Here is a 14,533-nt window from a genome sequence, read left to right as displayed (position 1 = left end):
CGCGAATTGACCCGGATTTACCTTCGCCGTGCTTCCTGTACGAAAACAGCAAAGCGGCAAAGCGGCAAAATCATCTAAGTCATTGAAAAGATTGGCGCACCCGACAGGATTCGAACCTGTGACCTCTGCCTTCGGAGGGCAGCGCTCTATCCAGCTGAGCTACGGGTGCGTGGACGCATCCTGATGCGAAGACCCCTTCCATATAAGATCCCGGTGCGCGCATCAACGCCGCTGTTCGTCCGATCCCCGCTTTGTTCTCTCGTTCGGAGTACCTATCGAAAAAGTGGGGCCCAGCTTGAAGCGATCACCGGTGCGCCGTCGACGACGATCGCCCAGAGCGCCTCCGCATTTTCGTGAAAGCCATAGTCCGAGCGCATCCCGATGGGGTCGGCAGATCCGATCGGACGCGCGTCATGCGGTCCCGTCGCGCAAGCCTGCGATCGCATTGGCGAAATCGTCGGCGGAGAAGGGGGCCAGATCGTCGATTCCCTCGCCAACGCCGACATAGTGGACCGGTAGTTTGTGGCGTGCGGCGATCGCCACCAGGATGCCGCCGCGGGCGGTGCCGTCGAGCTTGGTCATGACGAGGCCCGTCACGCCGACCGTCTTGGAAAAGATCTCCACCTGATTGAGCGCGTTTTGCCCGGTGGTGGCATCCAGCACCAGAAGCACGGCATGGGGCGCGTCCGGCACCTTCTTCTTGATGACGCGGACGACTTTTTCGAGTTCCGCCATCAGCTCGGTACGGTTCTGCAGCCGACCGGCCGTGTCGATCAGGAGCGCGTCGGCCCTCGCAGCGGTCGCCTCCTCCAGCGCGTCGTAGACGAGGCCGGCCGCATCGGCTCCGGTGTCGCGGGCCACCACCCGACTCTTGGTGCGCTCGCCCCAGATCTTGAGCTGCTCGACGGCGGCGGCGCGGAAGGTGTCGCCGGCGGCGAGCACCACATGCTTGCCCTCGCGCGCCAGCTTGGCCGCGATCTTGCCGATGGTCGTGGTCTTGCCGGTGCCGTTGACGCCGACCACCAGCACCACGAACGGCTTCTTGCTGGCATCGAGCGCAAACGGCGCCTCGACCGGCTGCAGCACGTTCGCCACTTCCTCGGCCAGGATCTGGCGCAGGGCGTCCGCCTCGATGCCTTTCTGATAGCGCTGCTCCGACAGGCGGTCGGTCACCGCCATGGCGGTCTCCACGCCGAGATCCGCCTGGATCAAGACGTCCTCCAGATCCTGCAGGGTCTCGCTATCGAGCTTGCGCTTGGTGAAAAGGCCGGTGACGCCTTCCGTCAGCGAGGAGGAGGTGCGGTCCAGCCCGGAAAACAGGCGGCGGAAGAAGCCGGCGCGGGTCTCCGGTGCGGCCGCAACGACCTCCTCGATCGCGTCCTCGGCGGTCGTTTCCGTGTCGTCGACGGGGGCACCCGTCAGATCCGCGTCTGCTGGTTCTTCGTCCTCCGTGGTGGCCGTGGACGGAGCTTGGAGATCGTCCTCGAGCGGTCCGGCGGGCGTCTCCTCGGCTGGGGACGGTTCCTGAGCCTTTAGCGCCGGTTCGTCCGGTTCCGGAACCGATTCAGCCTCGTTCAGGTCCGGGCTTGCAAGTGCCTCATCGCTCGCCTCGGTGCGCAGATCGTCCGAGACCTCGGCGGCTTCTTGCGCGCGCGCCTCGCTCGTCTCGTCGGAAATGACGGCGTGATCGGCCTCCGGTTCGGAAGCCTGTTCGTCTCCCTGGTCCGTTTGGCTTTCGTCGCCGTCGGCGCCCGCATCCTCGGTGGCCTCCGGCGCGCCGTCCGTCTCGGGCTTCTTGCCCCCGAACAGCCGCCGCCACATGCCGCCTTTCGGATTGCTCGTCATGCCGCCTCCGAAACAGGCTCGCCGAGGAGCCGGTCATCCGCCGCGCCGAGAATGCGGGTGGTCACCACAGCGCCGGCCGGGCCGGTCACCGCGACCGGGGTGAAGCCTTCCGTCCGCCCCAGACCTTCGCGCTCGATCAGGACGCTGCGGATCCGCCCCACCTCGGCCCGAAGATGGGCGGCGAATGCCGCCTCGCCGGCGGCCCTCAGCCGCGCGGCCCGTTCTTTCGCCGCAGCGCGCCCCACCTGGGGCATGCGGGCGGCCGGCGTTCCCGGCCGGGGCGAAAACGGAAAGACGTGGAGATGGGTCAGGCCGCAATCTCCCACCAGCGCCAGGGTGTTTTGAAACATCGCCTCGGTTTCGGTCGGAAAGCCGGCGATCAGGTCCGCGCCGAACACGACATCGGGTCGGAGCGTGCGCACGTCATCGCAAAACCGGATCGCATCGTCGCGCAAATGGCGCCGCTTCATCCGCTTCAAGATCATGTCGTCGCCGGCCTGCAGCGAGAGATGGAAATGGCCGAGCAGACGGGGTTCGCCGGCGATCGCTTCCATCAGGGCCGGGTCGACCTCGATGGAATCGATGGAGGACAGACGCAGCCGTGGCAAATCCGGAACCAGCTTCAAGATGCGCTGGACGAGATCGCCGAGCTTCGGCGTACCCGGCAGGTCCGGCCCGTAGCTGGTCAGATCCACGCCGGTCAGCACAACCTCCCGATAGCCATTGTCCACCAGGCGACGGATCTGGTCGACCACCAGACCCATGGGGACCGAGCGAGCGTTACCGCGACCATAGGGAATAATGCAGAAGGTGCAGCGGTGGTCGCAGCCATTTTGGACCTGGACGAAGGCCCGGGCGCGGCCGTCGAGGCCGTCGACCAGATGCCCGGCCGTTTCGCGCACGCTCATGATGTCGTTGACGCGCACCCGCTCGCCGGCCGTCACGCCGAAGCGAGCGAGATCGTGCCAGGTGCCGGGCTTGGTTTTGGCGTCGTTGCCGAGCACGAGGTCGACGGCATCGATGTCGGCAAAGGTTCCGGGCTCCGTCTGGGCGGCGCAACCGGTGACGACGATTTTCGCGCCCGGCCGCTCCCGGCGCAGGCGGCGGACGGTCTGGCGGGCCTGGCGCACGGCCTCGTTGGTGACGGCGCAGGTATTCACCACGATCAAGTCGTCATGGCCGGCGGCTTCCGCCTCGCGGCGGATCATCTCCGATTCCAGCGTGTTCAGCCGGCACCCGAGCGTGACCACGTCCACGCCCGGCGTATCCGCCGGCATCGGCTCATCGATCGTCTCGGTGGGGGGCGGAACGGTCATTTCAGTCCTGGTTGCTGTGGTTTGCGCCGGTGTCGCGGCGGCCGCAGATCCTGTCAAGCCGTCGCAGCGGCCGCGGCGCCCCGATCGATGGCGAACGTGCCGTCTTTCGGATCGAGCGTGCCGGTGAAGTCGGTTGCGACGGGTCCTGCCATGACGATGGTACCATCCGTCTCGATTTCGATCTTAAGGTCGCCCCCCGGCAGGCCGATCGTCACGCGCGGGCCGGTCCGTCCGGTACGGGCGGCCAGCGCACCGGTCGCGCAGGCCGCGGTGCCGCAGGCGCGCGTGGCGCCGGCGCCGCGCTCCCAGACGCGAAGGTCGATCCGGTTCGGCGCGACGACATGGGCAAAGCTGACATTGACGCGGTTGGGAAACAGCGGATCGTGCTCGATCGCGGGCCCAAGCGCCGCCAAGTCGATCGCGGCGGGATCGTCGACCCAGAAGACGACATGCGGGTTGCCCACATTCGCAACGCTGGCCGGGCCGAGGCCGGCCGCCTGCGCGGCGGCGATCTCGGTGACGGCGTCGGTGTCGGCAACGGCGTGGGCAAGCGGGATCTCCGCCCAGCCGAACCGCGCCTTGCCCATGTCGACGGCGACGGTTCCATCGGGCTTGCGCCAGGCGCGGAGGCGGCCGCCGAGCGTATTGATGGAAAGCTCCGGGCGGGCGGCTTCTGCAAACAGGCGGTCGGCGACGCAGCGCGCGGCGTTGCCGCAGGCTTCCACCTCGCCGCCATCGCCGTTGGCGATGCGCATGAAGATGTCGGCGCCGTGCGCGTCTGGCTCCAGCGTCACCACCTGGTCGAACCCAATACCGTCGGCGCGCGGCGACAGCTTGCGGATCGCGTCAGGCGTCAATCCGGTCGGCCGGTCGCGTCCGTCGACCACGAGAATGTCGTTGCCAAGGCCGTTCATCTTCACGAAAGGGAGCGACAGCGTCATAGGAATGCAGATCTTTAAAGGTCTCGGTTAACGGCAGGCACGCGGGCGGAGGATCCCCGCCCACGCCTGCCGAACCCGCTTTATATGGCGGATCGGCGCTTGTGGCGAAAGGTCCGGCGCTTGCGAACCGGACGCGGGCTTGCCGCAATCACGATCGGCCGGGCGGAAAGCAAGGTGCCGCCGAGCCGGCGCCAGACGTCTGGCGGTAGCGCAACGCAGCCGGCCGTCGGCGTCATTCCCTCGCGCGCGCAATGCAAAAATACCGCACTGCCGAGCCCGCGAACGCGCGGTCGGGTGTTGTGATCGATCATCACGACCACGTCATAGAGACCGTCGTCGCGCATCAACCTTTCGTGCGGCACGGGGCAGGGGAGCCAGACGTGGCGGTTGTAGAGCCCCGAGGCCGGGTCATCGGCCCAGCCGTCGTCGGCCCGCACCGGGCGGCGCGGCAGGGTGCCCCCGGCGCCGTCCGTGCGCTCGCGGCGATAGATCAGCGCGAGCGTATGAAAGCGCCCGATCGGCGTGGCTCCGTCGCCTTCCCGCTTGCGCGCCGAAAGTCCACCTTTGCCCAGTGCGCAGGTCATCACGCGCCCGTCGACGGCCAGAAGCCCTAGGGTCGGGCTGCGGGGATGCGGCCGCACCACCATCGCCGACCTTGGGCTGTGATGTCGGCTGCGCGGGGACAGGCCTGGGACGATCGGCATCATCGGGTCGAACCCGGATCACGATGAATTTTGGTGTGATCGGACCAGAACTCAGGAACGTGAGGCGCGTGCGGGGCGGAAATGGAAAACCGGTGCCGATTTTTCCTCATCGCGCGCGGCAAGGGGTCGCTTAACATCCCCTGGAATAATATCGCTTGCATAGACTTGTGGGTCTCTTGATGATTCGGTGGGCAAATTGGCGCACCAGGATGGGGCTTGAGGACTTGGCACCTGTTCCCGCCCCGAATTTGCTTGCATTGGTTAGGATCGATCACGCCTCAAAATCTTCGATCGATTCGGGATTTCCGTGATCCAGAGGACGCTTGATGACTGCCCGTAAGATTCTGATTGTAGATGACGACGAGGACCTGCGTGAAGGTCTCGCCGAGCAGCTCGGCCTCTATGAGGAGTTTCAGGTTCTGGAGGCACCGACGGCGGCCAAAGGGATCGAGACGGCCAAGGAGGAGCGCGCCGACCTGGTGCTCATGGACGTCGGGCTGCCGGATATCGACGGCCGCGAGGCGGTGAAGCTCCTGCGCAAAGCAGGCTTCAAGGCGCCGATCATCGTTCTGACCGCACAGGTGGGCGATTCCGACACCATTCTCGGCCTCGAAGCGGGTGCGAACGACTACGTCACGAAGCCGTTCAAGTTCGCCGTGCTCCTGGCCCGGATCCGGGCGCATCTGCGCCAGTACGAGCAGAGTGAGGACGCGACCTTCGCGATCGGGCCCTATTCGTTCCGTCCGTCCGCCAAGCTCCTGGTCGATGCGCGCGGAACCAAGATCCGGCTCACCGAGAAAGAGACCGCGATCTTGAAATATCTCTATCGGGCCGGCGAGCGCTCGGTTACGCGCGATGTCCTGCTGCACGAGGTCTGGGGCTATAATTCCGGCGTGACCACTCACACGCTGGAAACGCACATCTACCGCCTGCGCCAGAAAATCGAGCGAGATCCGTCGAGTGCTGAGCTTCTGGTCACCGAAGGCGGCGGCTACAAGCTCGTTCCGCAACCCGGACCCGGTGAGGCAGGCGGCGGATGAGCCTTTCCCGCGACATCGCGGTGATGCGGAAGACGCCCATGCTCGCTGGGCTGGAGGAAGAGCATCTGAGATTGCTCGCCTTTTCCAGCGAAACGCGCCGGCTGGAGCGAGGCGAGCTTCTGTTCGACCTGCACACGCCGACCATCGGGGCCGGGGTGATCGCGAGCGGTTCTTTGTCGGTGGCCTCCAGTGAGGAGTCGAGCCGTCGGTCGCGCCTGCTCGGCCCGGGCGGTATCGTGAACGGGCTCGCCTTGCTGCTGGAAGGCCGGCCGAGCGTGCGCGCCGTTGCCCAGGAGCCATCCGAGGTGATCGTCGTGGGACGCGCGCAGTTCCGCAAGATCCTGACTGAATATCCGGAGACGGCGCGCGATCTGGAGGCGAGGATTGCGCAAAATCTGCGCTCCATGGCCGAAGATCTCGAAGGTGTGCGCGCCCGACTTCTGGATCAGGGCGATGCTGGCTCGAAATAATACGTTCCCAAGCGGAAATGGAAACCGGCCGGCCCTTTGGGGCCGTCGCTCTATCCGAGGCCCGGAGGCGGCGCGGCCTCAGGAGTTACCGAAACCGTTGAACGAAAGCTGCTTCTCGGGACGGTTCGGTTTAGCGCCAGAAAGTCGCGAAACGGCATCGGTCGGCCGAGGAAGTTGCCTTGTGCGTGGCGGATGCCGAGATCGCGCAGCGCCTGCGCCTGCTCTTCCAACTCGACGCATTCGGCGACCACATCGATCGACAGCGACGAGCAGATCCGCATGATGCCGTCGATGATCGCGAGCTTATGCGGATCGACGTGGATGTCCTGGATCAGTTGCCGATCCACCTTCACCTGGCGGATGGCGTAGGCGTTGATCTGCACCAGCGAGGAGAAGCCGGTTCCGAAATCGTCGAAGGAGAAGTTCAAGCCGCGGTTCAGAAGATCGCGCAGGCGTTCGCCCATCTGGGCGTGGTCGCGATCGACCATGGTGTCTTCGGACAATTCGACGATGAAATCGTGGTAGCCGACGATCTGGTTGTCCAGCGCTTCAGCCAGCTTTTCGACAAAATCAGGGTTACGGATCTGGCTGCGGGAGACATTGAGGGAGAAGGGGACGGCGTCGAAGAACTCCGCCTTGTAGGCCGCCATGTCGGCGGCGGCGCGGCGGGTGATTTCCTGACCGATCAGCGGCGCCGTCTCGTAGTCGTCGATGGCCGCATGAAAGGCCATCGCCTCCAGGATGCCTTCCGAGCGCACCCAGCGGGCGAGCGCTTCCGCGCCGACGATCGCGCCGGTCTCCAGATCGAACTGGGGCTGATAGAACGGCACGATGGCGCCGGCCTCCACGGCCACGCGCACCTGTCTCAACAGATCGTCGCGCGCCTGCAGCTCGCGACCAAAGCGCGGTTCGTAGATCGTCAGCCGCTTCTCGCGCTGATTCTTGGTGCGGAAAAGGGCGATGTCGGCGTTGCGATAGAGGTCGTCGCCGGTATCGCCATGCTCTGGAAACAGCGCCACCCCCATGCTCATGCGAACGGGCATATGGGCGCCGCGGTAGTCGAACGCGAACTCCGTGGCCGACTTCAGGCGTTCGAGCGGCGGATGAATATCGCCGGTGCGATGGAGATCGCCGAGCACGATGGCGAACTCGTCGCCGCCCAGGCGGGCAATGGAATCGGTCGCGCGGATGGTGTCGAGCAGGACATCGGAGATCTGAGCGAGCAGCCGGTCGCCGGCCTCATGTCCGTAGACGTCGTTGACCATCTTGAAGTTGTCGATGTCGAGAATGACGAGGCCGATTTCCTCGTCGAACCGCTTGGCGTGCTCGATTGCCCGGGCGAGGCGATCGTGGAACAGCATCCGGTTCGGCAGGCCGGTCAGCGGGTCATGGTTTGCCGTCCACCACAGGCGCCGCTCCGCTTCCTTTTCCTCCGTCACGTCCTGGATAATGCCGAACAGGCCGACGGCCGTGCCACCGAGCCGCTCCACCTCGGCCATGATGCGAACGTGCTTCTGCTCGCCGATCGCCGTCGTCGTCGCCAATCCGATGACGAACCCGCGCCCGGTCGTCAGGGTCTCCTCGAAATTGCGGCGCAGATTCTCGCGCGCTTCGTCCCCGAACAGTTCGAGCGCTTCGTCCAGCGACAGGGATGGGCCCGGCGGCAGTCCGAAGATCCGAAACACTTCATCGGAAAATTCGAGGCCGCGCGTCTTGATGTCGAGATGCCAGCGGCCTGTTTTCGACATCGTCTCGATGCGCGACATCATGGCGTCGGAACGGCCGAGTTCGGCGGCCTCCCGCGCGCCATCGATGAGCTGTAAGGCGACCTCGCCAATGCTGGCCATCAACGGCTCGATCCGCGCCGACAGGCCGTTTCGATCTTGGTCGTCGTCCCCGATGACGGCGACGCCGACGGCCGGCGTATTTCCCGCCCGCGCGAGCTTCCGAACCAAGCAGGCGGGTGCGGCCAGCTCGGGGTCGGTTTCGTCGGCGGGGGCGTCAGGGTTGACGAGGTCGTCGTCGGCGGTTCCGTTCTCGCGATCCGCCTCTCCCTCTTGCCCCAAATTCTCAAGCGCTTTCGCTGCACCGTCATCGCCGGAGCAGGCAGCGCTGCTGCGCGCGAGCGCACGGCGCAAGGCTTCCACGCGTTTCCGGTCGTCCGCGTCGATCCCGAGCCAGATGCGGTTGTCGACGAGGATCAGGATCCCGGCCCCCCGAGCATCAAGCAGGCGGCGCACGAGCGAGGCCAGCGACCCGATTTCGGGCGAGACCTCCACCTCCCTTAGCTCTTTACCGAACATTCTCCCTCATGCGCAGGTTTCTGACGTCCCTCTTTTCTCGGCAAATCGAAGACCATTGGTTCAGCGGCATCAGCCGCCCGCGCCGCCGTTTAAAATCTCGGGGCCGGTCTTGCGACAGGCTCGCGTCACCTCGTCGAACGAGAGCGGCGGAACCCAGCAGTCATGCCGTATGCACGACTGCCGCAACCCCTTCTTTTTCAAGGTGCCTTCATTCCCAGGGTGCTAAATTCCCGGAGTGCTTGAGCGCCAAAAGCGTTCCTCAGCCCGGCGGCAGCAGGAGTGCCGCACAGATCGATCGAGGCTTCGGGCGGGTCGCTTCGTCTCGTCCGGACGAATTGCCCCTTCTCGCCGTTTTAGGCCGCTCTACGCACCGTTTTATTTTCGTCCTATGATATCAAATGTTTGAGCTGTCATGTTCCGTCGCCAAGTTGCCCACATGTGTCAGTCTCACATGTGGGCAACTTGGCGCGGCACTGATCCGGCCGTGAAAAATCTCCCCAACTTTTGAAGTATGAACGCAAATTTCGGCAATTGGAACACGTTTGTTGCGAAATCCTGCGTTGTTCCCTCTCTCGTTGTTTCATTCGTTCGGTATTGCGAGCCAACAGCAACGGGATTTTGCGTATGACGAAAGGACGAAATGCTGATGCCCGGCGAGGCCAGTCCTTGTTGCCCCATTTGCGGGGGCAGCGAATTCATTCCAGGTCCGAATGGTCGGCGTGCGCCGGACGGGTCTATGCCCAGGTGCGCGAGCTGCCGTTCTCTGGAGCGTCATCGGGCCTATCGGGTGGTCTTTCACGCGCTTGGTCCGGATCGCTTCGCGGACCTGCGCGCGCTCCAGTTCAGCCCCGATCGAGTCGTCGAGCCCGCATGGTTCGCGCAGCACGAAGTATCGGAATTCGGGACCGAAACCGCGCTCGATCTGCAGGCGATCGCCCGCGACGACGACAGCTATGATGCGATCGTCGTCAATCACGTCCTGGAGCATGTGCGGGATGATGCGGCGGCGGTGAGGGAGCTGGACCGCGTGGTGCGTCCGGACGGCTTCGTGTTCCTGTCTGTTCCCGATCCGGCGCGCACGCCCGCGACCCGCCACTATGGCCGCGCCAGGGAAGACAAGCACGGCCATTGGCGGATCTATGGACCGGACGTTGCCGATTTGCTCCAAAATGCGGCGCCCGAGATGCGTGTGGTGGTGACGCAGCCTGCCGATCCGGTCACCGGCGCGCCCGATACGGCCTATTTCCTGACGCGGTCGCAGGCGTTGGCAGATGACATCGTCGCCCGGTTACAGGCCGCCGGAATCGCCGCGCAGCCTCATGGGCTGGCAGAGGCGTAACGACGCCTTAACAGGCCCGAGAACATTTTTCGTTCAGGCTGAACGAGGAGGAATTGCTCAACCACTTGAATCAGGAGCCATTTCAAATCGATCAGGTGTTTTCACCTGATCGGAAAAGGCTCTGGAGCCGCTATGCTTCCACGGAATGGCAGAACGAATCTAAGTTGTTGTTTTGTCTCGCCTGTGGGCGGCGAGCCGGCTCCCGCTTCGCCTGGAAATGCTCTAGACGCGCCGGCCATCGATCTCCTAACTGATAGGGCGATGACGGTGATCCGGCGCGAGGGCGCCGGAAAGGTGGAAAGCGGGACCCGTGGCAGACAACCCCTATAGCATTCTCGGCGTGAAGCCGGACGCCAGCCAGGACGAGATTCGCAAGGCGTACCGCAAGCTCGCCAAGGAGAACCATCCCGACCTCAATCCCGGCAATGCCCAGGCGGCCGATCGCTTCAAGGATATCGCCAGCGCTTACGACATCGTCGGCGACGCGGAGAAGCGCGCGCGGTTCGATCGCGGCGAGATCGACGCCACCGGCGCCGAGCGGCCGGAACAGCAATATTATCGCGACTATGCCGAAGCGCCGGGCGGTCACTACTACTCTACGTCCGCCGGCTACGACGATCTCGGCGACATGTCGGACTTCTTCTCCGAAGTCTTTGGCGCCCGGGCGCGCGCGGCCGGGGCGGGCGGCGGTGCCGGCGAGCGCACGATGCGCATGCGTGGTCAGGACGTTCGCTACCATTTGGAGATCGACTTCCTGGAAGCCGTTACCGGTTCCAAGAAGCGGGTGACGATGCCGGACGGCAAGAGCCTCGAAATCGCGATCCCCGAGGGCTTGCGCGATGGCCAGACCATTCGCTTGAAGGGCCAGGGCGGGCCTGGATATGGCGGTGGCCCCGCCGGCGACGCATTCGTGGAGGTCGCGGTCCGGCCGCATCCCCAGTTCACGCGGCAGGGTGACGATATCGTCGTCGATCTGCCGATCTCCATCGACGAGGCGGTGCTTGGCGGCAAAGTCGAGGTGCCCACCACCACGGGCCGCGTGACGATGACGGTGCCGAAGGGTGCCAGCGGCGGCCAGACGCTGCGCCTGCGCGGCAAGGGCGTGAAGAAGCGCCAGGGCAGCGGTCACGGCGACCAGCTCGTTCGGCTGCAGATCCGGTTGCCGGAGACGGTCGACAGCGAGCTTGCCGACTTCATGGAAAGCTGGCGCAAGAGCCATGCCTACAATCCCCGCAAGGCGACGGAGGCGGGCCGATGAGATATACCGAGGAGCAGGTGGTTGCGGCCGTCGAAACGCTGACGATGGAGCGACTCCACGCCTGGGTTCGCGAAGGCTGGATCGTGCCGGCCAGCGGCGAAACCTTCGTCACGTACACGGAAATCGATGTGGCGCGCGTACGGCTGGTCTGCGATCTCACCGACACGCTTGCGGTCGGCGAGGAGGCGGTGCCGGTCATCCTCTCTCTGATCGATCAGGTTCATGGCCTGCGCTCCGAACTGAAGCGGATCGTCGCAGCCATCGAGCAGCAACCGGAGCCGGTGAAGCACGCGATCTTGAGCCGGATTGCGGAACGCCCGGACGATTGAGCCTTGGCAAGAGCACCCGCGGCGACACACCGCAGGCGATTTTGGCGTCATGGTCATGATCGGGTCAAGTCGACATTCTCTGTTCGCAGATGCAGCATGACGGGGCGACGGTGCTGGGGGCGGAATTCGGAAATGCGGGAACCGGTTTCCCGCCCCGTTCGGCGCCAGCTCGCCTCCCACGCCAACTCATCGTGATCTGGGAACGCCGACGATGACGACACCGGCCGCTTTGGAACGTGGCTCGACCAAGCTTGCGGATGGTTCGCCGGGCGAGATCTCCGCCTGGCATGCCGTCGCCGTCGACGAGGTGTTGTCGGCGCTGGAGGCGTCGCCGAATGGGCTCGCGTCTGGCGAAGCGACCCGTCGGCTGGAGGTCTACGGACCCAATCGCCTGCCGGAAGGCAAGCGGCAGAGCCCGCTTCTGCGGTTCGCGCTGCAGTTCCACAATCTGCTGATTTACGTGCTGATCGCGGCAGGCGTGTTGGCTGCCTTGATCGGACATGCGACCGATGCGGCCGTCATCTTCGCCGTGGTGGTGATCAACGCGCTGATCGGGTTCGTCCAGGAAGGGCGGGCAGAGCAGGCCCTCAATGCGATCCGCGGCATGATCGACCCGCATGCCTCGGTGCTCAGAGGGGGGCACCGTCTGGACGTGCCGGCGGCCGACGTGGTTCCGGGCGACGTGGTGCTCCTGGAAGCCGGCGACCGGGTGCCGGCCGACCTTCGGCTGATCCGCGCCCGCAATCTCCGCATCGACGAGGCGGTCCTGACCGGCGAGTCCGTGCCGGTGGACAAAGGCATCGAGCCGGTCGGCGAGAGCGCCGCTCTGGGCGACCGCCTGTCCATGGCCTTCTCCGGTACGATTGTGACGGCGGGGGCCGGAATCGGCGTCACGGTCGCAACCGGGGCCAAGACCGAGCTCGGCCGGATCAGCGCCATGATCGGCGCGGTGGAAACGCTGACCACTCCTCTGGTCCGGCAGATGGACGTGTTCGCCCGCCAGATCACGGTTGCGGTGATTGTGGTCTCGGCGCTGGTGTTCCTGTACGCCGTCTACGCCGATACCTATGCGCTGGACGACGCCTTCATGGCGGTCGTCGGCTTGCTGGTGGCGGCGATCCCCGAAGGCCTGCCGGCGGTGATGACGATCACGCTCGCCGTCGGGGTGCAGCGCATGGCCAGGCGCAACGCCATCATCCGCCGGCTGCCGGCGGTGGAAACGCTCGGCTCCGTCTCCGTGATTTGCTCCGACAAGACAGGGACGCTCACCCGCAACGAGATGACCGTCCGCGACGTCGTCACCGCCGAAGAGCGGCTGGCCGTCGACGGCACCGGCTATGCGCCGGAAGGTGGCTTTCGCTTGGGCGACACGGCGATCGATCCGCCCACCTTTCCGGTTCTGGAGGAGATTGGCCTGGCCGGCCTTCTCTGCAACGACGCCCAGCTTCTGGAGGGGCCTTCCGGTTGGGAGGTCGTCGGCGATCCGATGGAAGGCGCCTTGGTGGCGCTCGGCATCAAGGCCGGGCATTCCGCCGAGGCCGCGCGCGCCGAAATGACCCGTCTCGACGAAATCCCGTTCGATTCCCGCTACCGCTATATGGCGACCTTGAACGCCCGGGAGGGAGGCTGGCCGCCGATCGTCTACCTCAAAGGGGCGCCTGAACAGATCCTGGAGATGTGCGAATGGGCGGCGTCGCCGGAAGGGCCTCGCCCGATCGATCGGGATTATTGGCAGGCACGCCTGGCTGAACTCGCCGATGCCGGCGAGCGGGTGTTGGCGCTCGCCAAGACGACGCCCGACCCGGAGACCCGGGATATTTCGCCGGAGACGATCGACCACGGCCTCTGCCTGCTCGGCCTCGTCGGCCTGATCGATCCGCCGCGTGCGGAAGCAATCGCCGCCATCGCGGAATGCCGGGCGGCAGGCATCGGGGTAAAGATGATCACCGGCGACCATGCGGCAACCGCCCGCGCGATCGCGGTCCAACTCGGTCTTGCCGACGATCCGCGCGCGGTGACGGGTCGCGATCTCGACGGCCTCGACGACGCGGCGTTTGCCGAAAACGCCCGCGAGACGACCGTCTTCGCCCGCGTGAGCCCGGAGCACAAGCTGCGCCTGGTGGAGGCGCTTCAGGCGGATGGTTCCGTCATTGCCATGACCGGAGACGGCGTCAACGACGCGCCGGCCCTGAAGCGCGCCGATGTCGGCGTGGCCATGGGCAACAACGGCACCGAGGCGGCGAAAGAGGCGAGCGAAATGGTGCTCGCCGACGACAATTTCGCCTCCATCGTCGCCGCGGTGCGGGAGGGTCGGACAGTCTACGACAATTTGCTCAAGGTGATCGCCTGGACCCTGCCGACCAATGGCGGCGAGGCGATGACGATCATCCTGGCGATCCTGTTCGGGCTGACGCTGCCTGTCACGCCGGTGCAGATCCTCTGGATCAACATGATCACTGCGGTCGCCCTCGGCCTGACGCTGGCGTTCGAGCCCACCGAGCCCGGTGCCATGTCGCGGCCGGCTCGGCCACCCGGACAGCAGCTCATCTCCGGCCGCCTGCTCTGGCGCATCCTGTTCGTGTCGGGCTTGATGGTCACGGGCAGCTTCGGCGTCTACGCCTGGGCGACGGCGCGAGGCCTGGACGTGGCGACCGCCCGCACGATGGTGGTCAACACCCTCGTCGTGATGGAGATCTTTTACCTCTTTTCCGTGCGCTACGTGCACGGCCCGTCGCTCACCTTTGAGGGCGTGCTCGGCACCCGCGCGGTCTTGAGCGGAGTTGCGATCGTGATCGTGGCGCAGCTCGCCTTCACCTATCTGGCGCCGTTCCAGGCGATCTTCGACAGCCGTCCGCTGGATTTAGCCGATGGCGCGGTGATCATCGGTGCCGGCGTTGCGCTGCTCGTAATCGTGGAGGTCGAAAAGCGGATCGTCGGGCTGTTCGCGCGAGGATCCGGTTAACCGCAAAGCCAGGGAAAGTGGGAGCC

11 protein-coding genes and 1 tRNA gene are annotated in these 14,533 nt (G+C 65.4%); 6 read left to right on the top strand and 6 right to left on the bottom strand.

The features are described 5' to 3' along the window. Positions 1-92: 92 nt before the first annotated feature. The 5 genes from HNS03_RS01510 to HNS03_RS01490 form a co-directional block, all read right to left on the bottom strand. A tRNA-Arg gene (locus HNS03_RS01510) sits at positions 93-169 on the bottom strand. A gap of 242 nt (positions 170-411) precedes the next feature. Then, a complete protein-coding gene (ftsY, locus tag HNS03_RS01505; protein ID WP_367192562.1) occupies positions 412-1,845 on the bottom strand; it encodes a signal recognition particle-docking protein FtsY in 1,434 nt (477 codons plus the stop codon). Continuing rightward, positions 1,842-3,161: a tRNA (N(6)-L-threonylcarbamoyladenosine(37)-C(2))-methylthiotransferase MtaB gene (gene mtaB, locus HNS03_RS01500; RefSeq protein ID WP_367192561.1), complete on the bottom strand. Its 1,320-nt coding sequence runs from the start codon at positions 3,159-3,161 to the stop codon at positions 1,842-1,844. Before mtaB ends, ftsY begins: the two co-directional genes overlap by 4 nt. A 53-nt stretch (positions 3,162-3,214) precedes the next feature. After that, a complete protein-coding gene (gene dapF, locus HNS03_RS01495; protein ID WP_367192559.1) occupies positions 3,215-4,102 on the bottom strand; it encodes a diaminopimelate epimerase in 888 nt (295 codons plus the stop codon). Between the two features lie 80 nt (positions 4,103-4,182). Next, complete coding sequence (locus tag HNS03_RS01490) at positions 4,183-4,809, bottom strand: L,D-transpeptidase (protein WP_367192558.1); 627 nt, start codon at positions 4,807-4,809, stop codon at positions 4,183-4,185. A 323-nt stretch (positions 4,810-5,132) separates the two neighbouring features. Here HNS03_RS01490 and HNS03_RS01485 point away from each other — a divergent pair, with 323 nt between their 5' ends. Both HNS03_RS01485 and HNS03_RS01480 read left to right on the top strand, forming a co-directional pair. Next, positions 5,133-5,846, top strand: a complete 714-nt coding sequence (locus HNS03_RS01485) for a response regulator transcription factor (RefSeq protein WP_367192556.1) — start codon at positions 5,133-5,135, stop codon at positions 5,844-5,846. After that, on the top strand, positions 5,843-6,316 hold the full coding sequence (locus HNS03_RS01480; RefSeq protein WP_367192555.1) for a Crp/Fnr family transcriptional regulator: 474 nt from the start codon (positions 5,843-5,845) through the stop codon (positions 6,314-6,316). The genes HNS03_RS01485 and HNS03_RS01480 overlap by 4 nt, the downstream gene beginning before the upstream one ends. A gap of 50 nt (positions 6,317-6,366) precedes the next feature. Here the strand turns inward: HNS03_RS01480 and HNS03_RS01475 are convergent, their stop codons facing one another. After that, the gene (locus tag HNS03_RS01475) at positions 6,367-8,619 is read right to left on the bottom strand and encodes a putative bifunctional diguanylate cyclase/phosphodiesterase (RefSeq protein WP_367192554.1); all 2,253 of its coding nucleotides are present in this window, start codon (positions 8,617-8,619) and stop codon (positions 6,367-6,369) included. Between the two features lie 646 nt (positions 8,620-9,265). Here HNS03_RS01475 and HNS03_RS01470 point away from each other — a divergent pair. The 4 genes from HNS03_RS01470 to HNS03_RS01455 all read left to right on the top strand — a co-directional run bounded on the left by HNS03_RS01470 (position 9,266) and on the right by HNS03_RS01455 (position 14,507). After that, positions 9,266-9,958 carry a methyltransferase domain-containing protein gene (locus HNS03_RS01470; protein ID WP_367192552.1) on the top strand — a complete coding sequence of 231 codons (693 nt, stop codon included), beginning with the start codon at positions 9,266-9,268 and terminating at the stop codon, positions 9,956-9,958. 310 nt (positions 9,959-10,268) lie between these two features. Next, the gene (locus HNS03_RS01465) at positions 10,269-11,216 is read left to right on the top strand and encodes a DnaJ C-terminal domain-containing protein (RefSeq protein ID WP_367192551.1); all 948 of its coding nucleotides are present in this window, start codon (positions 10,269-10,271) and stop codon (positions 11,214-11,216) included. Then, positions 11,213-11,545 carry a hypothetical protein gene (locus HNS03_RS01460; RefSeq protein ID WP_367192550.1) on the top strand — a complete coding sequence of 111 codons (333 nt, stop codon included), beginning with the start codon at positions 11,213-11,215 and terminating at the stop codon, positions 11,543-11,545. Before HNS03_RS01465 ends, HNS03_RS01460 begins: the two co-directional genes overlap by 4 nt. Before the next feature lie 211 nt (positions 11,546-11,756). Next, on the top strand, positions 11,757-14,507 hold the full coding sequence (locus HNS03_RS01455) for a cation-transporting P-type ATPase (RefSeq protein WP_367192548.1): 2,751 nt from the start codon (positions 11,757-11,759) through the stop codon (positions 14,505-14,507). Positions 14,508-14,533 lie beyond the last annotated feature (26 nt).

The organism is Amorphus sp. 3PC139-8 (assembly GCF_040750475.1).
In the GTDB taxonomy this organism is placed as follows: Bacteria; Pseudomonadota; Alphaproteobacteria; order Rhizobiales; family Amorphaceae; genus Amorphus.
Note: the sequence above shows the minus strand (reverse complement) of the source record. Positions and strands in the feature narration are given on the sequence as shown.